The sequence below is a fragment of the Xenorhabdus miraniensis genome, from assembly GCF_002632615.1.
Window position 1 is genome coordinate 93036 of record NZ_NITZ01000002.1, and the last position, 21039, is coordinate 114074.

Below are 21039 nucleotides of genomic sequence, written 5' to 3' on the forward strand. Positions count from 1 at the left end.
TCAAATATTCAAGGATTGGAGCGCGCAATCTCAAAATGCACTGATAGCAGATAAACTTCTTCAATCGCCAGATTTGGCAGTGTTTCGACGATTTTGGCGGCCAGTTTGATAGATTCGGGTGAAATTTCATCAAATAGCGAGAGATCCACTTCAGGCAAGGGTTCCCCTGTCTTTGCTCTCATCACCATGGCTTTAACGTGGGATTCCAACATTTGTTGCTGTACGGGCGTGGTGTATGCACCTTCATTCGCCAACCATTTCTCAATCAGGGCCAATACGTCCTGACGGATTATTTCTGGCTCAAAGGCTTCTTTCGCCATATTGGAATGTATGGAGGGATGATTCATAAAAGTTTCCCAGTCAAATCCGGCACGATAAATCGTCGCTTTGCCACAAATGGATACAAATTTTGTTTGCCGATAATGACCTTATCGATTTTATTTCTGGCTTGGGAGCAGGCTAATTTCCGTTTCAAAGTGGAAATTAATTAAAAACAGGGGGCTATTACGCAGAATTGTTGGTTTCTTCAGTGAGAAAATGCGTAAAAAGCGGAGAAAATGATTTTGTTATCCTTTGAATGCGGTCACATTATGGCCAGTTTTTCTCTTTGTTTTTTTAAGCTATTGTAGTCCAATTAATGCAATTTAGATGATACGTCCGAGGCTGTCTTTTGCGATCATCTGAAATTCATCGAAATTTCGGCTACGTAACAACCTTTTCGCCGCTTTTTCCCTGACAAATGTGACAAAAAGGTCGTAAATGGACATGGCTTCTTCATAGTCTTCCTTGCTGATGGCGAGCAAGAAAATCACATTGGCTCGCTCTTTGGTTTCTTTGTTCCATTCAATGCCATTGGGGGCGAGGATAGTGACGACCACTGTTTTACGAGCCAATAATCCCAACGCATGCGGCAAGGCGATATTTTCACCCAGTAATGTGGAAAGGATGGATTCCCGCTCAAGTAATGAGGCGCAGAAATTCTCCTCAACATACCCCTCTGCCTGCAATTTTCGGCAGACCTTTTTGAATAAAGCTTCCTGCGTAATTTCTTCCTTTATCACCATGAAGTAACGCCGGTCGAAGAAACGTTCCAAAATGTAAGAACGTGTTTGATCGGTCATCATAAGCCGCCCAATTAACTCTATTTGGTAGGGGGTAGGGAAAGGAGAGATCTTGATGACAGGTTTATTTTTTTCGGTCAGACGCAGAGTGGTAACGACGAAATTCTCTTCCACATAGGCCAATGTGTTGTATTCATGGCATGGCAATATGCGCTGTAGTTTGAGTTGTGGAAATTCCCGGACCATTTGCGCTTCAATCATGCGTTGTGTTGCGTTACCTGCATTGGTGACGAGTAAAACAGGAATAGGGCGGTTATTGCCTGTGCCGTAATGCCGTTCTAACCCAACGCCAATATGTACGGCCAGATATCCCAGTTCATCTTCATTGATGGAACAAGGGAGTTGATCTTCAATGCGAGCCAGTGCGCTGACCGTGACATCATAGGCGAAAGGATAATACTGTTTGATCTCGGCCAGCAGGGGATTTTTCGTGCTGATTTGGTGACGTAATCGGCTGACTAACAAACTTAAATGGGCTGCCAGATCGTTTATCAGCCTGTGGTCATGGCGTAAATCATAGTGATAGGACTCATTGATATCGAGCAGGATCTCATCTGCCCAGCGCTGGCTCTCGACGATACTGCAAACCGGATCGTCATGTTGGGGTATACGCTGTGCGGCGATTTGCCTGCCGAGATAATGGGCTTCTGCGGGAGATATCTTTTCATCTAAAAAGACGGCAAACGCAGTTGAGATTTCCTTAATTGCATTTTGGATGGCGCTATCTAATGGAGGGATTTCATTCTGTTCTATTTCATTTTCATTCTGCCTTATGGCGTGATGATCGCGAATGCGGAGCAGGGAAGCGGTACAGTTGAATATCAGGTATTGTTTGCCTTCATGGGTTAGCTGGATATCAAACCGGCTGAGGCTGTTTTGCAAAATTTCTTCAATATAAGGCAGGTCGATAGACGCCAAAATATCCATCTTAAATTGGCTAAGCGGCAGTTCCGTATACCGTAAGAATCGGTGTAGCAATGTATCCGTCAGACAGGCGCGAATAAGACGCTCATCGCCATTTAATTTATTTCCCACGCGGGGAATGCTTTCCAGTTGCAGCGGATATTTGCCGAGCACTTCACGCACTGTACTCATATCCTGCTGCAACGTACCACGGCTGATACACCATCCTTCGGCGATATCATCCAGTTTGATGGGTTCTGATGCCAGCAACAGTTTCAGTAGCAGCGCTTCGACACGATCACGAGCGGTTCTTGGGATCGTCTGGATCACTTGCTGCTGTTTTGGCAGAGAAGCAAATAACGTTTGATCATCAACATGCAGGGCATAACCGTTCCCGCGTTTATACAAGATCTGCGCCCCGTAACGGCGCAGAATGTCATTCAATTCGTTGATATCCGTGCGGATGGTTCGGCTGGAAACACTAAAGCGTTTTGCCAGCTCATCTTGTGGCAATTGTTCTGCCTGAATCACCTCAAAGAGATGAGCAAGGCGCGGATAGGGAAACAGGGCCACGGTAATACCCTGAATTCACGGTGAGTTGTTCAATTTGATATCCATGACGGTTTCAAACGCGCCACTTTTCAAGAATCGCTGTTTATCAGGTGTGACATGGATCGTCTGACTAACAGGCAGGATGGGGATACCTGAACCTAAAAATACCGGAACCGTGGTAATAAACAGTTGCTGTAACTCCCCGGCATCAGCAAAACTGGCGGCGGTTTTGCCTCCTCCAATTATCCAAACATCTTTGCCTTTGGCGGTATTTCTTGCGCTGGTGGCAATATTTTTGGGGCTGTCTTGAGTGACAACGGCATTAATGCCAGCAGGAATAGTTAAATTTCTTGAGGAGAGGATAAAAGAAGGAATATTTTTATAAGGCCATTCTCCTGAGGTATTTTTCAGAATCCACTCATAGGTTCCTGATCCCATAATGGCGGCACCGATATCTTGATAAAAATCATCATAAGGTGTGGCATCATCACCCGGCGAACAAGTGTATAACCAATCTAATTTATGGTCTGCCGTAGCAATATAACCATCCATTGAGGCGGCGACATAATAGACGAGTCTTGACATGGCTTTTCCTTATTTTTATACGTACCGGTACTTATAAATCAGAGGGAATTGTGATGTCTGACCGGATAAATAGTAGCGATAAATAAACTAACTACCCTATCAGGCGAGTAAAAAAGGGATTAGTCTTTTTGAGCGATTTTGATCAAAAATATAACAAAAATCATTTAGTCAAACGGGTGGGACCGCGGTCCCACCACTGGATTTCCAGCAGTAAGACAATATTTACCGCGTGCTACCCGTTCCTGATATTTATGGCGATTCACCAAAACGTCGATAATACGCCGCAGCGGGTTGAGGTAATTGACCAATGGTAGTTTCGCAGCGTTCGCTGACGTAACGCGTTGCAGCAAGGTTAATGTGCTGATAGATATTGATACATAAGTGGCGGGCTATTTGTCCTTCCCATTGCGTGGGCAGCAGAGCATCCGGCAGCAGGGGATCACGCAGTACGACACGGCGGTAAAAGTGGATCAGCAGCAGGCGTAACTGAAAGCAGCGCTCTGGCGTCAGATCGTCTTGATGGCAATCCCGCAGTAGTGCCATCAAGGGGCGGAAGGAGACGATAAATTCGTGATAGTGCTGCGATACCTGTTCCAGTGACCAACTTACCGTTACCCGCTCTTTCAGACTCTGTTCTGAACGTGGGTAAGGATAATCGGCACGAAAATAGATAACGGAATCACTGGCGTTGAGTTCATGCAAAAGTGCGGGAATATCACTTTGGGCACTGCTTGGCGCAGCCATCAGCGTACTGTTAAGTTGGCCGAATCCAAGCCAGCTTAACTCTTTTTTCAGGCGGGTTCGTTCTTCTTTGGTTGTACCTTCCAGCAACAGCAGGTCCCATTTGCCATCCCATTCCGGCTGTCCACTGAGATAGATTTTGCTTTCTGCATGGCGAAATTGATTCATGCCACGCTCGGTGATGCGGTAATAACTGCGTCGCCCCAATTTTTCTACCGTAAGCCATCCCTCTTTTTGCAGGCGAAACACGGACGTCCGCACGAAACGGTCACTGAATCCCATCGGCTCCAGCAGGAGGCTCAGGCTGCCAAGCCAGACTTCACCACCACGGTGGCTGAGAGCATCGCCATACAGCGAAATGATCAGAGACGTTCCGCTGATAGGTTGGGCATCAAGAGCATGCTGAATAAAGTCGTCGAGTTTATGTGCCATCTTCTTCCGTGTTCTGCGCAAAAGTGTGTCATGACATTAACATAACTGTATATACCTGTCGTCTTTCAGGTAAGCCACCGCGGTCTGGTATCACTTGATTCACGGTGGCAAAAAATTATTCATGTGGACGATTGTCGATCACCCGTACAGCTTTTCCTTCTGAGCGTGGAATGACGCCACAATTAACGATGCTGACCTCGGTGTTCAGCCCTACCATTGATTTAATGTGATGGCGAAGTTGGTTGCAAAGTGTACAACATTGTTCATGGTTTAACAGATCAGGCTTTTTCAGTTCGACTTTGACTGACAGACAGTCATGGTTACCTCTGCGGTTGACTTCTAATTGATAGTGCGGCGACAGTTCCTTAAAGCGGATGATCTGTTCTTCTATCTGTGAGGGGAAGACGTTAATTCCGCGGATAATCAGCATGTCATCGGAACGCCCGGTGATCCTGTCCATGCGGCGCATATTACGTGCCGTGCCGGGTAATAAGCGTGTCAGATCGCGTGTGCGGTAACGGATAACCGGCATGGCTTCTCGGGTCAGGGTGGTGAGAATCAACTCGCCTGTTTTGCCCTCTGGCAGGATATTCAGGTTCTCCGGATCGATCACTTCTGGATAGAAATGATCTTCCCAAATCGTGGAGCCATCGGCGTATTCCAGTGATTCCATCGCAACGCCCGGCCCCATGACTTCGGACAGGCCATAGATGTCCAATGCTTTAATGCCCATGCGCGTTTCAATTTCAGTGCGCAGGGCTGCCGTCCACGGTTCCGCGCCGAAAATACCGACACGTAAGGAGCAGTTGCTGGCGTCTCCATCCATTCTTTTTTCCAGCTCATCCAGCAACGTCAGGCAGTAGGATGGCGTCATCATGAGGATGTCAGGTTTGAAATCCAGAATCAGTTGCGCTTGTTTTTCGGTATTGCCGCCGGACATCGGGATCACGGCTGCCCCCAATCTTTCAGCGCCGTAGTGTGCTCCTAATCCTCCCGTGAACAAGCCGTATCCGTAAGCGACGTGAACTTTGTCTTTGGCGCTCGCGCCTGCAAAACGCAGGCTGCGGGCGATGAGATTTGACCAATTATCGATATCCCGCTGGGTATAACCCACCACGGTCGGGCGGCCTGTCGTACCTGATGAGGCATGGATACGTACAATCTCCTCCATGGGGACGGCAAAGGCACCAAAAGGGTAATGTTCCCGCAGATCTTGTTTGGTGGTGTAGGGAAATTTGGCGATGTCCCCGAGCTGTTTGAAATCACCCGGATGGACACCTGCGGCATCAAATTTGTGGCGATACATGGGAACGTTATTGTAGGCATGATTGAGCGTCCATTTTATCTGTTGAAATTGCCATGCCTGAATTTCATCTCGTGAAGCAAACTCCATCGGGTCCAAATCTTGCTCTTGAGACTTTTTTAGGTGTTGTTCGTTATTGCTCATCGTTGCCTGTCCTTTTGTTGGTTTGTTTGTAACAGGTTGCTTCTGTCGTTATGCGCAGGTATTGATCAAGTCAGATCGTCAGGAATTAAGAGCCTATTTCAGCCGGCTCTGAGTTGTTGCTATGAAATACGTTCAATAATCATGGCGATGCCTTGTCCTACGCCAATGCACATGGTGCACAGGGCATAACGACCAGCACGCCGTTCCAGTTCAAGGGTCGCTGTCAGAGCGAGGCGGGCACCGCTCATGCCCAGCGGATGACCAAGTGCAATCGCACCGCCATTCGGGTTTACGTGTTCCGCGTCATCCGGTAACCCCAGTTGGCGCATTACGGCCAGTGACTGTGCAGCAAAGGCTTCGTTCAGTTCAATCACCGACATTTGATTCAAACTCAGGCCAGCAAGCGCCAGTACCTTGCGGGTGGCAGGCACTGGCCCGATCCCCATGATGCGCGGTTCAACGCCACAGGTTGCCGTTGCGACGATACGCGCCCGTGGTGTCAGCCCTTGGTGTAATGCGGCGGTTTCTGAGGCGATGATGAGAGCGGCTGCGCCATCATTGAGACCAGAAGCGTTACCCGCAGTGACTGTACCGCCAGTACGGAACGGGGCTTTGAGCCGTTGCAGTTGTTCCAACGTTGTCTCCGGTCGGGGGTGTTCATCTTGTGAGACAACCGTCGTGGTGCCTTTTTTGTGGGTTGAGGGCAGTGCGACGGAGATGATTTCCTCAGCCAGAATACCGGTTTGTTGTGCTTTGGCTGCGCGCTGTTGGCTGCGCAGGGCGAAGGCATCTTGATCGTCACGGCTGATTTGAAATTGGGCTGCGACGTTTTCTGCCGTTTCAGGCATGGAGTCGGTGCCAAATTGTTGCTGCATCAACGGATTGATAAAACGCCAGCCGAGGGTGGTATCAAAAATCTCAGCCTGGCGGCTGAATGCGCTGTCTGCCTTGCCCATCACGAAAGGCGCCCGGCTCATTGATTCTACGCCGCCAGCCAGCATCAGTTGGGCTTCATTGGCTTTGATACTGCGGGCAGCAAAAGCCAGCGCATCTAAACCAGAGCCACACAGCCGATTGACTGTCGTGCCAGAGACGGAGCTCGATAACCCTGCCAGCAGCGCGGCCATACGTGCGACGTTGCGGTTATCTTCTCCTGCCTGATTGGCGCAGCCGAGGATCACATCATCAATTTGTTCCCGGTTCAGCGCAGGATAACGGGCCATCAATGCCTGTAGCGGCAGGGCCGCCAGATCATCCACCCGCAGGCTGGATAACGCACCGCCATAACGTCCGATGGGAGTACGGACACCATCACAGATAAACGCATGAGTCATAATTGTTCCCCCTGACGGTTTTTCTGAGTGTTGTTGTTAAGAGGAGCGTTGTTAAGAGGATCGTTGTTAAGGGAATGGTCTGAAACATGACGACCGACGCGATGGGCGCGCCCGCGGAAAAGTGCCACGACGTTGCCTGCCTGATTGGTAATTTCCACATCGTACAGGCCAGTCGTTTTACCTTGATGCTGAACGGAGGCGGTGGCCGTGAGTTGATCATCAACCAATACCGGACGGATAAAATCGATGCTGCCACTGGAGGCCACTGCTGCCAGCCCTTCACTGTTGCAGGCGTAGGCGAAAGCGGTATCTGCCAGACTGAACAGAATGCCTCCGTGACAACTTTGGTGGCCGTTGAGCATGCAGGGGATGATTTTCATGCTGAGCCGGGCGAACCCGACATCAATGTGCTCAATGTGCATTCCCATATTTTGGGCGCAAGCATCCTGAGCGTACATGGTTTCAACGTGGTGGCGCGCCTGTTGGCTTGCGGCATTATCTTGCATGGACATCCCCTTTCTTGTGGTTTTCAGCTTTTTGGCGAGTGAGTTGGGTATGTCCCGCTGCTAACTGGCGCAGCAGAGGGGCTGGGCGGTAACGGGGCTCCCCGTAGAATTTCTGTAAGTTTTCCAGCGTACTGAGAATATGTTTCCAGCCCAATTGCTCTCCCCATGCCAGTGGGCCAATCGGGTAATTGACGCCATAGCGCATTGCCAGATCGATATCTTCGGCGCTGGCAATACCTTTGTTGATGGCATCCAGCGCTTCGTTGCACAGCATGGCGACGGTACGCATTGTCAGCAGGCCGGGATAATCCGGCAGGAGGATCACTTGCTTACCGATTGATTGCAGAAAGCCGATCACTTTTGCTGTTTGCTGGGGAGTATTCTGACAGGCGGTACTGAGGGTAATGATGGAAGCCGATTGGTGATTGGCAGAAAGATCAAACTGCATCACCGGTACTCTGACTTCGTCAGCAATTTGCGAGCAGGTTCTCCCTTTGGTCAGCGCCAGGATAATGTCATCAACCTGTAACGTAGGAGAATGGAATCGGTCGCTTTTGCTTTCTTCGAAGAGGATCCCATATTGTTGTAGTTTGGGTTGTTGCAGCAGGGCAGCAAAATGGGGTAAAACAGCCCAGTTTCCTGTTGCTTTGAGCCGCACTGGCGGTTTTTGTTTGCTAGGTTGTTTCGGCTCTATTTTCGGCAGTGGCTGGCTCTCTTTTTTTCCGTTATTTCCCTTCAGGTCATTTCCTTTCACTTCATAAGAATAAAAACCGCGACCGCGCTTACGCCCCAGATGATCGGCATCCACCAGCTCTTTTTGTTGTAACGAAGGTTGGAACCGGGAGTCACCGTGGAAAGCGTGGAACAGGGATTCAGTCACGGCGTAGTTAATGTCATGACCAATCAAATCCATCAGTTGTAGCGGCCCCATCGCAAAGCCGCCTGATTCTTTAATCACTGCATCCAGTGTGGCGGGAGCCGCAACCTGTTCTTCCAGTGCGCGCAGGGCTTCTGCATAGAAAGGGCGTGCGATGCGATTGACAATAAAACCCGGTGTAGAACGGCAGATCACAGGCTGCTTTTTCCAATGGATGACGAGATCCTTGAGGGTTGCCACAGTTTGAGGGGAAGTTTCCAGACCTTGTACGATTTCCACCAGTTTCATCAAGGGGGCAGGATTGAAAAAATGCAGCCCTGCCATACGCTGTGGCGCAGACAGAACACGGGCAATGGCGGTAATCGGCAATGACGAGGTGTTACTGGCAAATAGGGTTTGTGCTGAACAAAGGGATTCCAGTTGTTGGAATAAATGCTGTTTGGCTTCCAATTGCTCGACAATGGCTTCAATCACCAGCGTACAAGATGCCAGTGCTTGTAACGAATTCACTTGAGTGATGCGTTGTAACAAGGTTTCTGTTGTGTCAGCCTCTGCTTTGCCGGCTTCCACGCGTTGATGCAGGCGAGCGCGGAGGTTATCCAGTGCATGACCTGCCGCTTCACTATTTGCATCAAACAGCAGGACGGAATGTCCTGCCTGAGCTGCGACCTGAGCAATGCCGATGCCCATGGTTCCCGCCCCAATGACGGCGATGGGGCCGTTAAGTAGAGGCGTGGTCATGATTATTTCCCCTTGAATACCGGTTGGCGTTTTTCAATGAACGCACTGATGCCTTCACGAAAATCTTCGCTGTGCCCGCATTGACGTTGTAAGTCGCGTTCGAGGTCAAGGTGCTGTTCCAGTGTATTGCCGGCGGCGGCATAAGTGGCTTGTTTGATGCAGCCAAGCGCGACGGTAGGTTGGGTTGCCAGATGTTCAGCCATCGCCTGCGTTTTCTGGGCCAACTCTTCTGGTTCGACGACTTGCCAGATCATGCCCCATGCCAGAGCTTGTTCAGCGCTGATCTTCTCTCCCAATAATGCCATGCCCATTGCGCGGGCCTGCCCAATCTTATGGGGCAGGAACCAACTGCCACCAGAATCCGGTGTCAGGCCAATGCGGCAGAAAGCCTGAATGAAGCTGGCTGTGCGGGAAGCGATCACAATGTCACAAGCTAATGCAAGGGAAACACCCGCCCCGGCTGCTACACCATTGACGGCAGCGATAATGGGTTTGGGCAAAGCCGTCATCCGCCGGATCAGCGGATTGTAGTAACGTTCAACGGACCGGCCCAGATCGGGTGTGCCGCCGTCAGAGATAATCGAGTTCCGATCATTTAAATCTTGCCCGGAACAGAAGCCGCGTCCGGCTCCGGTGAGCAGAACACAGCGTACGGATTCATCCTGTTCAGCAATATCCATCGCTTTGCTTAATTGCTGATGAAGTTCCTCGTTAAAGCTATTGAGGCATTCTGGACGGTTGAGTGTAATGCTAAGGACACCAGCTTTAATATCAGTGAGTACCATTGATATGTTTTCCATCGATCAGAACCCTTTGAATGTTGGTTTACGTTTTTCCAGAAAGGCGGCGATGCCTTCCTGACGATCGGTTGTACCTGCCAGAGCGACAAACTGCTGGCGCTCGGAAATCAGTCCTTGTGACAGGCTTGTTTCTTGTGCGGTTTTGAGAGCGGCTTTGGCGGCCCGCAATGCCAGCGGCGAAAATTCACTGATGCGTTGTGCAATTTGCTCCGCACGTTCCAGCGTCGTGAGGTCAGGACAAACTTCGCCGACCAGCCCCGATTCCCGTGCACGGTAGGCATCGATAGATTCACCCGTTAATATCATCTGGTAAGCCAGTGCCTTGCCAACGCTGCGGATGAGCCGCTGCGTCCCCCCTGCTCCCGGCATCAGCCCCAAGGTGATTTCTGGCAGACCGAAACGCGCATTTTCTCCACAAATCACCAAATCACAGGCCAATGCCAGTTCGCAGCCAGCGCCAAGGGCATAACCGTTTACGGCAGCAATCATCGGCTTGTTAATGTTATTCAAGCGTTGCCAGAGCTGTGGACGGCGATCTGTCATGGCTGAAGCAACGGTCTGTTGTTGCAGTTCTTTCAAATCGGCACCGGCCGCGAAACAGCGCGATGAACCTGTAATGACAATAGCTCCCGTTCCGCTATCTGAATCCGCCAGTTCTAATTGCTGTACGAGTTGTTCCAGACAGTCATTGCTCAGGGCATTACGCACTTCCGGCCGGTTGAGGGTCAGCGTGCGTACTCTTTGTTGTTGGTGACATAAAATCCATTCATGATTCATGGTCGGTCGCTCCTCATTCCTGATTTTTTATGTATGCAGGTATTCAGACGTCAAAATCGACTGTTCAGACGTCAAAATCGACAACCACGCCATCGCCTTTCGGCCATGACTGGCAACTTAAGATATAGCCGGCCGCCAATTGATCCGGTTCGAGGCTGTAGTTCACTGCCATGTCTACTTCACCGGATTTAAGCCGGCATTTGCAGGTGGCGCACACGCCCCCTTTGCAGGCATAGGGTAAATCAGCGCCCTGACGAAGGGCAGCATCAAGAATACTGTCATCCCCTGCGTTTATTGTTATGTTGAGGGTGCGGCCATCCAGATGAATTTCGACACGGGTTTCGCTGCGCTCAGCGAGATTGGCGGGACGCGAACCCATCGCTGCTTTTTGCATTTGCCCGGTATTGAAACGTTCACTGTGGATACATTGGGCGGGAATGCCAGCCTGTTCTAATGCTGAGTGGGCATCATCCAGCATCGCTTCTGGTCCGCAGAGAAAAGCCTGATCAAACTGGGCGAAGTTGAGCAAGGTTTTGCCGATGCGCTGTAAGTGATCGGTGTCAATGCGCCCGTTAAACAGCGGGCTATCGGTGGCTTCCTGACTGAACAAGTACAGCACCTGGAAACGATCCAGATAGCGATTTTTAATATCGGCCAACGCCTCTTTGAACATCACTGAGCGGCTGGTCCGGTTGCCATAAATCAGCGTAAAGGTGCTGTCCGATTCCTGTGCCAACGTACTTTTGATGATTGATAAAATGGGCGTGATACCTGAACCGGCAGCAATCGCCAGATAATGCCCTTGCTGGTTTGCATCGGGACAATGCCCGAAGGTGCCTTGTGGCAGCATAACCTCCAGCTCATCCCCGACTTTTAATTGTTGATTGATGAAAGTCGAAAAACGCCCCTGATAAACGGCTTTGACGCCGATTTGTAAAACATTATCCAGTGGTGAACTACAGATGGAGTAACAACGACGCAGCTCTTCACCGTTTACCTGAGCCTTGAGTGTCAGATGTTGGCCGGGTTGATAGCAGAAACGGTTCTTTAGTTCATCGGGAACGTGCAATGTGACGGTCACGGCATCCGGTGTTTCCCGTTCAATGGCAGCGATGCTTAAGCGGTGAAAGCTATGTGACCCTACGGAGTGTGACCGTGCGTGGTGAAAAGTCGCCATCTTCTGCTCCCATATTGAAGTTAGATACACTTGAAATAATCAAACGGCTCCAGACACTGCTGGCAGCGGTAAAGCGCTTTGCAGGCGGTAGAGCCAAATTCACTGATTTTTTCTGTTGTATGGCTACCGCAGCGCGGGCAGATGATCGGTTCCACATCTGCCGGTTTTTCACAGGCCAGGCCTTGGGGTGGGGCAATGCCGAATTCACGTAAACGCTGTTTGGTATCTGCATTCATCCAGTCGGTTGTCCATGCGGGTGCCAGGCTCACTTCGATGTCCACTGGCGTAAAGCCTGCTTGTGTCAGTGTTTCCCGAATGGCATTGAGCAAGTACTCCGTCGCGGGGCAACCGGAGTACGTTGGGGTGAATGTCACTCGCCAGCCGTTTTGCATGTCTTGCATAGGCGTGACTGCCCGAATCATGCCAAGATCCGTAATGGAGAGCACGGGGAGTTCTGGATCGGCAATTTGGTGCAGACATTGCCAGATTTGATGGATTTCCGGCGGCTGTACGCTTGCACGAAAGAGTGTATTGTATTGCTGTTCCATCATTTCCTCCCATGACTAGCCGTTTTTTGTTACCAGATGCCGTTGGGGTAAGTACGTTGCAGATATTGCATTTCTGCCAGCATGTATCCCAAATTTTCCGTATGCAGCCCTTGTTTCCCGCCTTGTCGGTAAGGCTGTTCTGGTGGTATGTCTAATGTCGCTTCCGCGAACGTTTCGCTGACGATTTGCAGCCACGGTTCACGCAGTGTGCGGGGATCAACGGCAATGCCGTCTTCCACCAGCCGTTGCTCTGTTTCGTCGCAATGGAATAGTTCACCGGTAAAGCGCCATAGTTGATTGAGGGAGTGCTGAATTTTTCCGTGGCTCAGCTCTGTGCCATCCCCCAGGCGAATCATCCAGCCCCGGCTGAATCGCAGGTGATATTCCACTTCCTTCAACGATTTGGTGCTGATGGCGGCTAATTGGGGATCACGGCTTTGGCTCAGTGCCTGATGCAGGAGAACGTGATAGGTATCGATAAAAAACTGGCGTACCAATGTGTCGTTAAAGCCGCCGTTTGGCTGTTCCACCAGCAGTAGATTAAGGAACTCACGCTCATCACGACCAAACGCCAGATGGTCTTCATCAAGCCCCGTTCCTGAAAGGGTGGCTGCATAGCTGAGGAAATGGCGTGATTGCCCAAGCAGGTCAAGGCCGATATTCGCCAGAGCGAGGTCAATTTCCAGTTCTGGCGCATGCCCGCACCATTCGCACAGGCGCTGTGCCAGAATCAGCGGCGTATCTCCCTGACGCAGCACATAATGAAACAGATCATGTTTGGGTGATGAAACGTTATGGGTATTCATATTTCCGCCCCCTACATATTCTTGATGCCATCAGGAATGGTGTAGAAAGTCGGATGACGGTAAATCTTGTCCTCCGAGGGGTCGAAAAATGCCCCGCGCTCTTCCGGTTGTGAGGCCACCAGATAGATGGATTTCACGACCCAAATGGAGCAGCCTTCATTGCGGCGCGTGTAAGCATCACGTGCGTTTTCCAGTGCCATTTGATCATCTGCCGCATGGAGGCTGCCAACATGGCGGTGAGCCAATCCCTGTTTACTGCGGACAAAGACCTCGTACAGTGGCCACTCGTTATTGTTCATTAGATTCACTCCCTTCGGTTCTGTTCAGATGACGCGGATTAGGCAGCACTTTTTTTGGCGGCGGTTTTCTTGGCATGAACACATGCTGCCTCACGTACCCAACTTCCGTTTTCCCAGGCCCGGCGTTTGGCTTCCAGACGCTCGTGATTGCAGACGCCTTGTCCTTTCAGCACTTGATAGAATTCATCCCAGTTGATTTCGCCAAAACGGTAATGTCCGGTTGTTTCATCCCAGATCAATTCGGGATCGGGGGCTGTCATGCCCAGTGCTTCTAACTGGGGAACGGTGTTGTCGATGAATTTTTGCCGTAGTTCATCATTGCTGAATCGCTTGATTTTCCACGCCATGCTCTGGGCACTATTGGGAGAATCGCTGTCATTTGGGCCAAACATCATTAATGTCGGCCACCAGAAACGGTTAATGGCATCTTGTAACATTGCGCGTTGGGCTTCGTTGCCATTTGCCAGCGCCATGACGGCTTCATAACCTTGCCGCTGGTGGAAACTTTCTTCCTTGCAGATCTTCACCATCGCGCGGGCGTAGGGACCGTAAGAGGCCCGGCACAAGGCGACCTGATTAACAATTGCTGCACCGTCCACCAGCCAGCCAATCACGCCAATATCTGCCCAGCTCAGGGTGGGATAGTTAAAGATGGAGGAGTACTTCATCTTGCCATCCAGCAGCTTTTGGTAGATATCCTGACGGGAACAACCCAGTGTTTCAGCCGCGCTATAGAGATAAAGTCCATGTCCTGCCTCATCCTGTACTTTGGCCAGCAGGATGGCTTTGCGGCGTAATGTCGGGGCGCGGGTGATCCAATTGGCTTCCGGTAACATGCCGACCACTTCCGAGTGTGCGTGTTGACCAATCTGGCGTATCAGATTCTGGCGATAGGCTTCAGGCATCCAATCTTTGGCTTCAATGGAGAGATCCGCGGCGATCTTGGCGTCAAAGCGCGCCTGAAGTGGGTCAGTTGTCATTTTGGGACTCCATTATGATTCTTATTTTTTGATATTGAACATAAAAACGAATCACTTTAAGTAACCATAAATCTACAAACCGATAACAAAAATATCAAATGCTTGAGTTGTATATTTGTCGTACACATCACAATATGAATTTTTATCCATTATAAAACAATGAGTTAATTTTTCATGTTTGATAGTAGTAAGAATATTAATAAGTGATTGGACATAAATGTTTTTATTTTGTTAATTTTGCAGGTGGCCTTGTTAATGAAATATATGATACATAACTAGCATGCTGTTACTTAATGATTGATTCATTAATGAGATTGATGGAGAAAAAAATGCAACAATTGACGAGTTACATTTGTGGTGCTTGGGCTTATGGGCAGGGCAACACGAGAACCATTCATCATGCAATCAGCGGCGAAGCCTTGTATCAGGTATCTTCAGAGGGTTTGCCACTCGCAAAAAGTTTAGAGTATGCCCGTGAAAAAGGGGGAAAGGCGCTGGCTGCGATGACATTCCAGCAACGGGCGCAGATGATGAAAGCAGTTGCAAAGCATCTGCTTGCCAACAAAGAGGCGTTGTATGCCATTTCTACGCAGACAGGGGCGACCCGCCCAGATAGTTGGGTTGATATTGAAGGTGGTGTGGCGACGCTTTTTTCTTATGCAGGATTGGCAGGGCGTGAATTACCGGATGATACGCTGTGGCCGGAAGATGAGATGATACCGTTGTCTAAACAATCTCAATTTGTGGCCCGCCATGTGCTGACTTCCCGTCCCGGTGTAGCACTGCATATCAACGCGTTTAACTTTCCTTGTTGGGGCATGCTGGAAAAACTGGCCCCAACGTGGATGGCGGGAATGCCGGCGATTATCAAACCGGCTACGGCCTCTGCCCAATTGACACAGGCGATGGTGAAAATGATCATCGACAGTGGTCTGGTGCCGGAAGGCGCATTGCAGTTGATCTGCGGTGGCATTGGTGATCTGTTTGATCATCTTGATTATCAGGATGCCGTCACGTTTACCGGCTCGGCACAAACAGGGCAGAAACTGCGTACCCATCCTCGGCTGATAGAAAAATCCATTCCCTTTACGATGGAAGCAGATTCTCTCAACTGCTGCATTCTGGGTAAAGATGTCACACCTGATATGCCGGAATTTGGCGTATTTATCAAGGAAGTCGTCCGTGAAATGACCGTCAAGGCCGGTCAGAAATGTACGGCAATTCGGCGTATTATTGTGCCTGTCAGTCAAATGGAAGACGTTAAACAAGCATTGCTCAAACGGTTGTCTGGTGTGACGGTCGGCGATCCCGCTTTGCCGGAAGTACGCATGGGAGCGTTGATTAATCTGGAGCAGCGTGATGAGGTACAGGCGAAAGTCAACGAATTGCACAATAGCGGGTGTGAGCTTTTGTGTGGGGGTTCACTGGATAAATTGGTACTGACGGGCAATAGCAACAGCAAAGGGGCCTTCTATCCGCCAACTTTGCTCTATTGCGCTGATCCAGTGGTAAATCAGGTCGTACACAGTACGGAAGCCTTCGGGCCAGTTTCCACATTGATGGCTTATAAGGATACCGAACAGGCGATCGAACTGGCGATGATGGGAGATGGCAGTTTGGTCGGTTCGTTGGTGACGGCAGATGAGCAGATTGCCGTACAGGTGATTCGTGCGACAGCCTGTGCCCATGGCCGTATGTTAGTGCTGGATGAAGCCGCTTCTGCGGAATCCACAGGACACGGTTCTCCACTGCCCATGCTGGTACATGGCGGGCCGGGACGTGCAGGCGGCGGTGAAGAGCTGGGCGGTCTGCGTGCCGTAAAACATTACATGCAGCGCACGGCAATTCAGGCTAGCCCAAGTATGCTGGCTGCGATTGGTCGTGAATGGGTTCGTGGCGCAAAAGTGAAGGAAGAGCCGATACATCCATTCCGCAGGTATTTCGAACAGCTTGAAATTGGTGAAAGTTTACTGACCGCGCGTAGGACGGTGACGGAAGCGGATATCGTTAATTTTGCCTGTCTGAGTGGGGATCATTTTTATGCTCATATGGATAAAATTGGCGCGGCAGAATCCTTATTTGGTGAACGCGTGGCGCATGGCTATTTTGTCGTATCGGCTGCTGCGGGCTTGTTTGTTGACAGTGCTGTCGGGCCTGTACTTGCTAACTATGGTATGGAAAACCTGCGCTTCATTGAACCGGTTAAGATTGGCGATACCATTCAGGTACGTCTGACTTGCAAGAAAAAGATTAAAAAAGTCCAGAAAACGCCAGAAGATACACCACAAGGTGTTGTGATGTGGGATGTTCAGGTGCTGAATCAGGAACAACAACCTGTAGCGCTGTATAGCATCCTGACGCTGGTGGAGCGGCAACAAGGCGATTTTGTGGCGTCAGCATAGGACGGTAAGGGAATCGGAGATTCATGAAGCCAAGGGAATGGCTGGCCTGAGGGTATTTGCTAAAGATTATGGCTGCTGTAATCCTCAGGCTTTTTGCTAAAGCTTAAATTCAACCTACCGGCATTCTGTATTCCGCAGTTAACGGCCTATTCCATTGGGTTTTAACTGAACGGATCTTCATCTGCGTATTTTTTCTTTTTAAGATTAGACCAATCTCCTTCATCATTGACATTTTTAAAAACCCTATCGTTTTTAATTCTAGATTTAAGTTGATATTTTTTGGGGAAATTTATCCCTAAGCCGGGATTCAGATAATTATCAATAAACGTGGGCCCGGTCATTTTTACCGTATAATCAATTCGCCTCAATTCACGAGAAAATTTATCGTTGGCATCATCAGGATCAAAGCCTGTTCTCCATACCGGATCTTGTATACCACATCTCGTATCCAGATTGATTTGATGAGTTTTTTTTAATTTTAGTGCCAAATCGACTCTCTTATCTACTTCATAGTATTTATTGAATCTTTTTATTTGACTAATTTCATCGGCTTTTGGGGATTCATACATTTGAATGGAAAGGTGATGTTTTTTTATCATAATAGCCATTTTTATTAATAGATTAAAAATCGCTTTTGATTGGGGAAGGGAGGCTATAATCGCATTTCCAAAGCGAGTATATGGCGTTTCAGACCAGCCTAATCCAGAATTATCGCCTAAGCCTATATTTGACCGAAGCTGTAAATTTTCAAATTTGGCATTCTTTCTATCAAGCGTATTTTTTATATCTGAATCATACAACTCGACATCCGCATCCAGATATATTCCTCCTTCCATATATAAAATAACTAAACGTGCGATATCACTGGCTGACGCATAATTATGATAATTACCCATTAAATTAAGGTGATATATATGTTGTAAGTAGTTGATTAAATCAACATAATCTCCATAACGCCTTGTATTATCGGCATCTTTTTTTCGTTTGTTAAAATAACTTAAACAATTCAACATTGGATCTTGAATGGAATTCAAATAAAAAGCTTGTTGGCGCAGGAACCTGAAAGTAGTTTCAATATTTCTATAATTAAAGTTAATGGGTATCTCACCAAGATCAAGATCCGTACCCTGATATTTAAACTTTATTTTTCTTAATGTGTTAATAATTAATGATTGAATGTTTTTCTCTCCCCAAATGTTGACTTCAAAACCTGGGTTTTGATATTTAATGTTTAAAATCTTTCTCAAATTTTCTTCTGGTATGTTATTCCCAGACCAGAAATAATGGATTTTTTGGGGTATGTTCATAATTCATTTTCCTTTAATTCTCATCTGAATATTTTTTGTTTTTAAGAATAGCCCATTTTCCCGAAGCATCGACTTTTTTAAATACTGAGTCATTGTTGATTTTAGACATCAGCCTATGTTTTAGTGGAAGAGTATCTTCGCGTTTGGGATTAAGCGGAAAGATAAGGAACACGGGGCCTGTCAGTTTCATTGTATAATCAATTCGGTTTTTCTCACGATCATGTTTACTTACCTTTTGTGAAGGATACATCGAACCTGTTCGCCACATTGGGTTCAGCATACTACATTTCACATTCAAATTTAGTTGATTGGATTTTTCTAATTTTAAAGCAAAATCGATTCTTTTATCTATCTGGCGTGTTCTGTTTGTGCTTCTTATTCTACTGATTTCATTGAATTTAGGCGATTGATGTATTTGAGAGTAAAGATGATGTCTTTTCAATGCGGTCGCCATTTGTATTAAAATATCAAAAGTTTTTTTTGATTGAGGCATTGATGCAATAATGGCATTGCCAAATTGATAAATTTTTTCAGTAGAATACCAACCCTTTCCCGTACAGTCACCCAGAGCTATATCAGACTGAATATATAAATCATCAAATTTGGCACTTTCCCGATTAATCATTTCTTTTATGTCGGGATCACTCAATTTGACATCTGAATCCAAATATATTCCACCTTCCATATATAAAATAACTAAACGTGCAATATCACTGGCTGCCGCATAATTATGATAATTACCCATTATATGAAGGTGGTATACATGCTGTAAATAATATATTAAATCAACATAATCTCCATAGCGCTGTATGTTTTCTTCTTTTTTTCTACTATCAGTCTCTGTTAAGAAACTCAAACAATTTAATTTTGCAAGTTGGACTGAACCCAAGGTATTCGCTTGATGGGCGAGGGATCTAAAAGCTGTTTCAATGTTTCTATAATTAAAGTTAATGGGTATCTCTCCAATATCAAAATCAGTACCATGGTATTTAAGTTTTATTTTTCTTAATGTGTTAATAACTAATGATTGAATATTTCTCTCTCCCCAAATGTTGACTTCAAAACCTGGGTTTTGATATTTAATGTTTAAAATCTTTCTCAGATTTTTTTCTGGTATGTTATTCCCGGTCCAGAAGTAATGGATTTTTTTGGGTAAGTTCATCATTTATGCCCCTGCTTGAGATAAATAATCAAATACAGTCTTAATGGTATATTAACGTATTGTTACTATATTTTTGTGATGCTTATCACGATAGAAATAATCAATATTGTTTAACAGTTCGATGTTATGAAATGACACCTAAATTTTGGCTGACTATTATTTTTAAAAAATAAGAACTGAATCGTGATTATGGCAGTAAGATAAATTGACCAAAGGTGAATTAGATGCTAATTATTATATGAAATAAATTAATTTATTAACGCCTGATTCTGTTTTGGTATTGTTAATCCAAGTCATGGGTAGATAATAAAAACAGATGAAATACCTTATGTAATGTAATAACAGAAGGTGATAGATTGATTAATTTCTTAATGATAATCAGGCGTTATATTTTTTTCGATAATATCAATTCAACAGTTTTCTTTTCAGGTATCGCTTTTCTTATATTTTTAACCTTTCAACTGACAACTTTCTCGTAAAATACGCATCACGGTATCTGCTCCGCTGCGATTGGGGTTAATGCGGATCGTACGGTGTTCCAGTGTAGGATCTGTTTGGCGAAAGGTACCAGAAATGCGGTAAAACAGGGGAGGGATTTCAAATTTTGATTCTGCGCCTACCGGATAAGGCAGTGCTCCAAATGTATGAGCTGCGGTGAGTACCCTTTCTGCAATCGGTTCGTAAAATTCCACTAGCAGAACTTTTGATTGGGCATTGGCGAGGAATGCCTGTTTTACTTGTGGCAACTCCCCTTGATTCAAGCGTGCGACCAGTTCGTCATTAACTTTTGCCTGCACTGCGTGCATGACGGGCGCGAATACCATACCCCGTAAGGCTTCCATTGCCTGATAACCTTGTATCTGGCAGCCGCCGGAATACATGCTGTGGCGAAGGTTATCAATGATTGCCTGTTCTCCTACAACCATTCCAATCCCTTGTGGCCCCAATAATTTAAAACAAGAGAATGTGGAAAGTGTTGCGCCATACTCACAACCAATCTGTGCCACTTTCATAACCGCATAATTATCGTCCACTATTGAAGGAATGTGATATTGGTTCAACGTGTCAATTACTGCTTGCAGGGAGTAGCTGTCAGATATCTTCTGGCGTGTGTGCTGGACAAGACAGGCCACAGGCTGGTATTGCCGGATGGCAGCCACAATTTGTTCCGGGTGATTGAAATCCGCCTGAACGATGTGTAGCCCCATTTGTTCAATCGATACTTTGGTGGTGGGGTAAATTGGCGCATTATGTACAAGCAGTGTTGCATTGGGGCTGACTAAGGCGGCCAGCCCAGCACGCAATGCGCCGGTTCCTGCTCCATTAACAAAGGCTGCTGTTTCAGCGCCAAAAAACTCCGCAATCACTGCCTCAATGCGTCGGGTCATTCGTGGCTGGTGTAGATCTGGGACTAAGCCCAGATCGCCTTGCGAAAGAAAATCAGCACCCGGAAAGTGACGACAGATAATATCTACCAGCTTGAATTGCTGCTGTTGTGCTTGTGCCATCGTCATGCTTTGCAATGGATAGGTTTTCATTTTC

19 protein-coding genes are annotated in these 21039 nt (G+C 47.6%); 1 reads left to right on the forward strand and 18 read right to left on the reverse strand.

The genetic code is table 11. The annotated features are described in order from the left end of the window. Positions 1–8: 8 nt before the first annotated feature. The 15 genes from Xmir_RS02365 to paaA form a co-directional block, all read right to left on the reverse strand. Positions 9–320: a transcriptional antiterminator gene (locus Xmir_RS02365; RefSeq protein ID WP_422646023.1), complete on the reverse strand. Its 312-nt coding sequence runs from the start codon at positions 318–320 to the stop codon at positions 9–11. Positions 321–644: 324 nt separating this feature from the next. Beyond that, positions 645–2597, reverse strand: a complete 1953-nt coding sequence (locus Xmir_RS02370) for a BglG family transcription antiterminator (protein WP_099112858.1) — start codon at positions 2595–2597, stop codon at positions 645–647. Between the two features lie 15 nt (positions 2598–2612). After that, positions 2613–3161, reverse strand: a complete 549-nt coding sequence (locus Xmir_RS02375; protein ID WP_099112859.1) for a dihydrofolate reductase family protein — start codon at positions 3159–3161, stop codon at positions 2613–2615. A gap of 249 nt (positions 3162–3410) precedes the next feature. Then, complete coding sequence (gene paaX / locus Xmir_RS02380; protein ID WP_099112860.1) at positions 3411–4334, reverse strand: phenylacetic acid degradation operon negative regulatory protein PaaX; 924 nt, start codon at positions 4332–4334, stop codon at positions 3411–3413. Positions 4335–4449: 115 nt separating this feature from the next. Further along, positions 4450–5781 carry a phenylacetate--CoA ligase PaaK gene (gene paaK, locus Xmir_RS02385; protein ID WP_099112861.1) on the reverse strand — a complete coding sequence of 444 codons (1332 nt, stop codon included), beginning with the start codon at positions 5779–5781 and terminating at the stop codon, positions 4450–4452. A gap of 119 nt (positions 5782–5900) precedes the next feature. Continuing rightward, positions 5901–7115 (reverse strand): 3-oxoadipyl-CoA thiolase, encoded by a 1215-nt coding sequence (pcaF, locus tag Xmir_RS02390; protein WP_099112862.1) that lies wholly within the window; start codon positions 7113–7115, stop codon positions 5901–5903. After that, on the reverse strand, positions 7112–7621 hold the full coding sequence (gene paaI, locus Xmir_RS02395) for a hydroxyphenylacetyl-CoA thioesterase PaaI (protein ID WP_099112863.1): 510 nt from the start codon (positions 7619–7621) through the stop codon (positions 7112–7114). Before paaI ends, pcaF begins: the two co-directional genes overlap by 4 nt. Then, positions 7611–9239 (reverse strand): 3-hydroxyacyl-CoA dehydrogenase, encoded by a 1629-nt coding sequence (locus Xmir_RS02400; RefSeq protein WP_099112864.1) that lies wholly within the window; start codon positions 9237–9239, stop codon positions 7611–7613. The genes paaI and Xmir_RS02400 overlap by 11 nt, the downstream gene beginning before the upstream one ends. A gap of 2 nt (positions 9240–9241) precedes the next feature. Beyond that, a complete protein-coding gene (gene paaG, locus Xmir_RS02405) occupies positions 9242–10039 on the reverse strand; it encodes a 2-(1,2-epoxy-1,2-dihydrophenyl)acetyl-CoA isomerase PaaG (protein ID WP_099112865.1) in 798 nt (265 codons plus the stop codon). A 3-nt stretch (positions 10040–10042) separates the two neighbouring features. Beyond that, positions 10043–10816, reverse strand: coding sequence for a 2,3-dehydroadipyl-CoA hydratase PaaF (gene paaF, locus Xmir_RS02410; RefSeq protein WP_099112866.1), 774 nt, complete (start codon positions 10814–10816; stop codon positions 10043–10045). A gap of 64 nt (positions 10817–10880) precedes the next feature. Then, entirely contained in the window at positions 10881–11993 is a 1113-nt protein-coding gene (gene paaE, locus Xmir_RS02415; protein WP_099112867.1) for a 1,2-phenylacetyl-CoA epoxidase subunit PaaE, read from the reverse strand. 20 nt (positions 11994–12013) lie between these two features. Then, the gene (gene paaD, locus Xmir_RS02420; RefSeq protein ID WP_099112868.1) at positions 12014–12541 is read right to left on the reverse strand and encodes a 1,2-phenylacetyl-CoA epoxidase subunit PaaD; all 528 of its coding nucleotides are present in this window, start codon (positions 12539–12541) and stop codon (positions 12014–12016) included. 29 nt (positions 12542–12570) lie between these two features. After that, complete coding sequence (gene paaC / locus Xmir_RS02425; RefSeq protein ID WP_099112869.1) at positions 12571–13347, reverse strand: 1,2-phenylacetyl-CoA epoxidase subunit PaaC; 777 nt, start codon at positions 13345–13347, stop codon at positions 12571–12573. A gap of 11 nt (positions 13348–13358) precedes the next feature. Continuing rightward, on the reverse strand, positions 13359–13646 hold the full coding sequence (gene paaB / locus Xmir_RS02430; RefSeq protein ID WP_099112870.1) for a 1,2-phenylacetyl-CoA epoxidase subunit PaaB: 288 nt from the start codon (positions 13644–13646) through the stop codon (positions 13359–13361). Positions 13647–13684: 38 nt separating this feature from the next. Then, complete coding sequence (gene paaA / locus Xmir_RS02435) at positions 13685–14626, reverse strand: 1,2-phenylacetyl-CoA epoxidase subunit PaaA (RefSeq protein ID WP_099112871.1); 942 nt, start codon at positions 14624–14626, stop codon at positions 13685–13687. Between the two features lie 329 nt (positions 14627–14955). Between paaA and paaZ the strand changes: the two genes are divergently transcribed. After that, positions 14956–17028 (forward strand): phenylacetic acid degradation bifunctional protein PaaZ, encoded by a 2073-nt coding sequence (gene paaZ, locus Xmir_RS02440; RefSeq protein WP_099112872.1) that lies wholly within the window; start codon positions 14956–14958, stop codon positions 17026–17028. 161 nt (positions 17029–17189) lie between these two features. Here the strand turns inward: paaZ and Xmir_RS02445 are convergent, their stop codons facing one another. From Xmir_RS02445 to Xmir_RS02455, 3 genes are all read right to left on the reverse strand, one after another. Then, entirely contained in the window at positions 17190–18335 is a 1146-nt protein-coding gene (locus tag Xmir_RS02445; protein ID WP_099112873.1) for a glycosyltransferase, read from the reverse strand. A 13-nt stretch (positions 18336–18348) separates the two neighbouring features. After that, positions 18349–19500: a glycosyltransferase gene (locus Xmir_RS02450; RefSeq protein ID WP_099112874.1), complete on the reverse strand. Its 1152-nt coding sequence runs from the start codon at positions 19498–19500 to the stop codon at positions 18349–18351. A 446-nt stretch (positions 19501–19946) separates the two neighbouring features. Next, positions 19947–21035 (reverse strand): aminotransferase class V-fold PLP-dependent enzyme, encoded by a 1089-nt coding sequence (locus tag Xmir_RS02455; protein ID WP_099112875.1) that lies wholly within the window; start codon positions 21033–21035, stop codon positions 19947–19949. Positions 21036–21039: the final 4 nt, after the last annotated feature.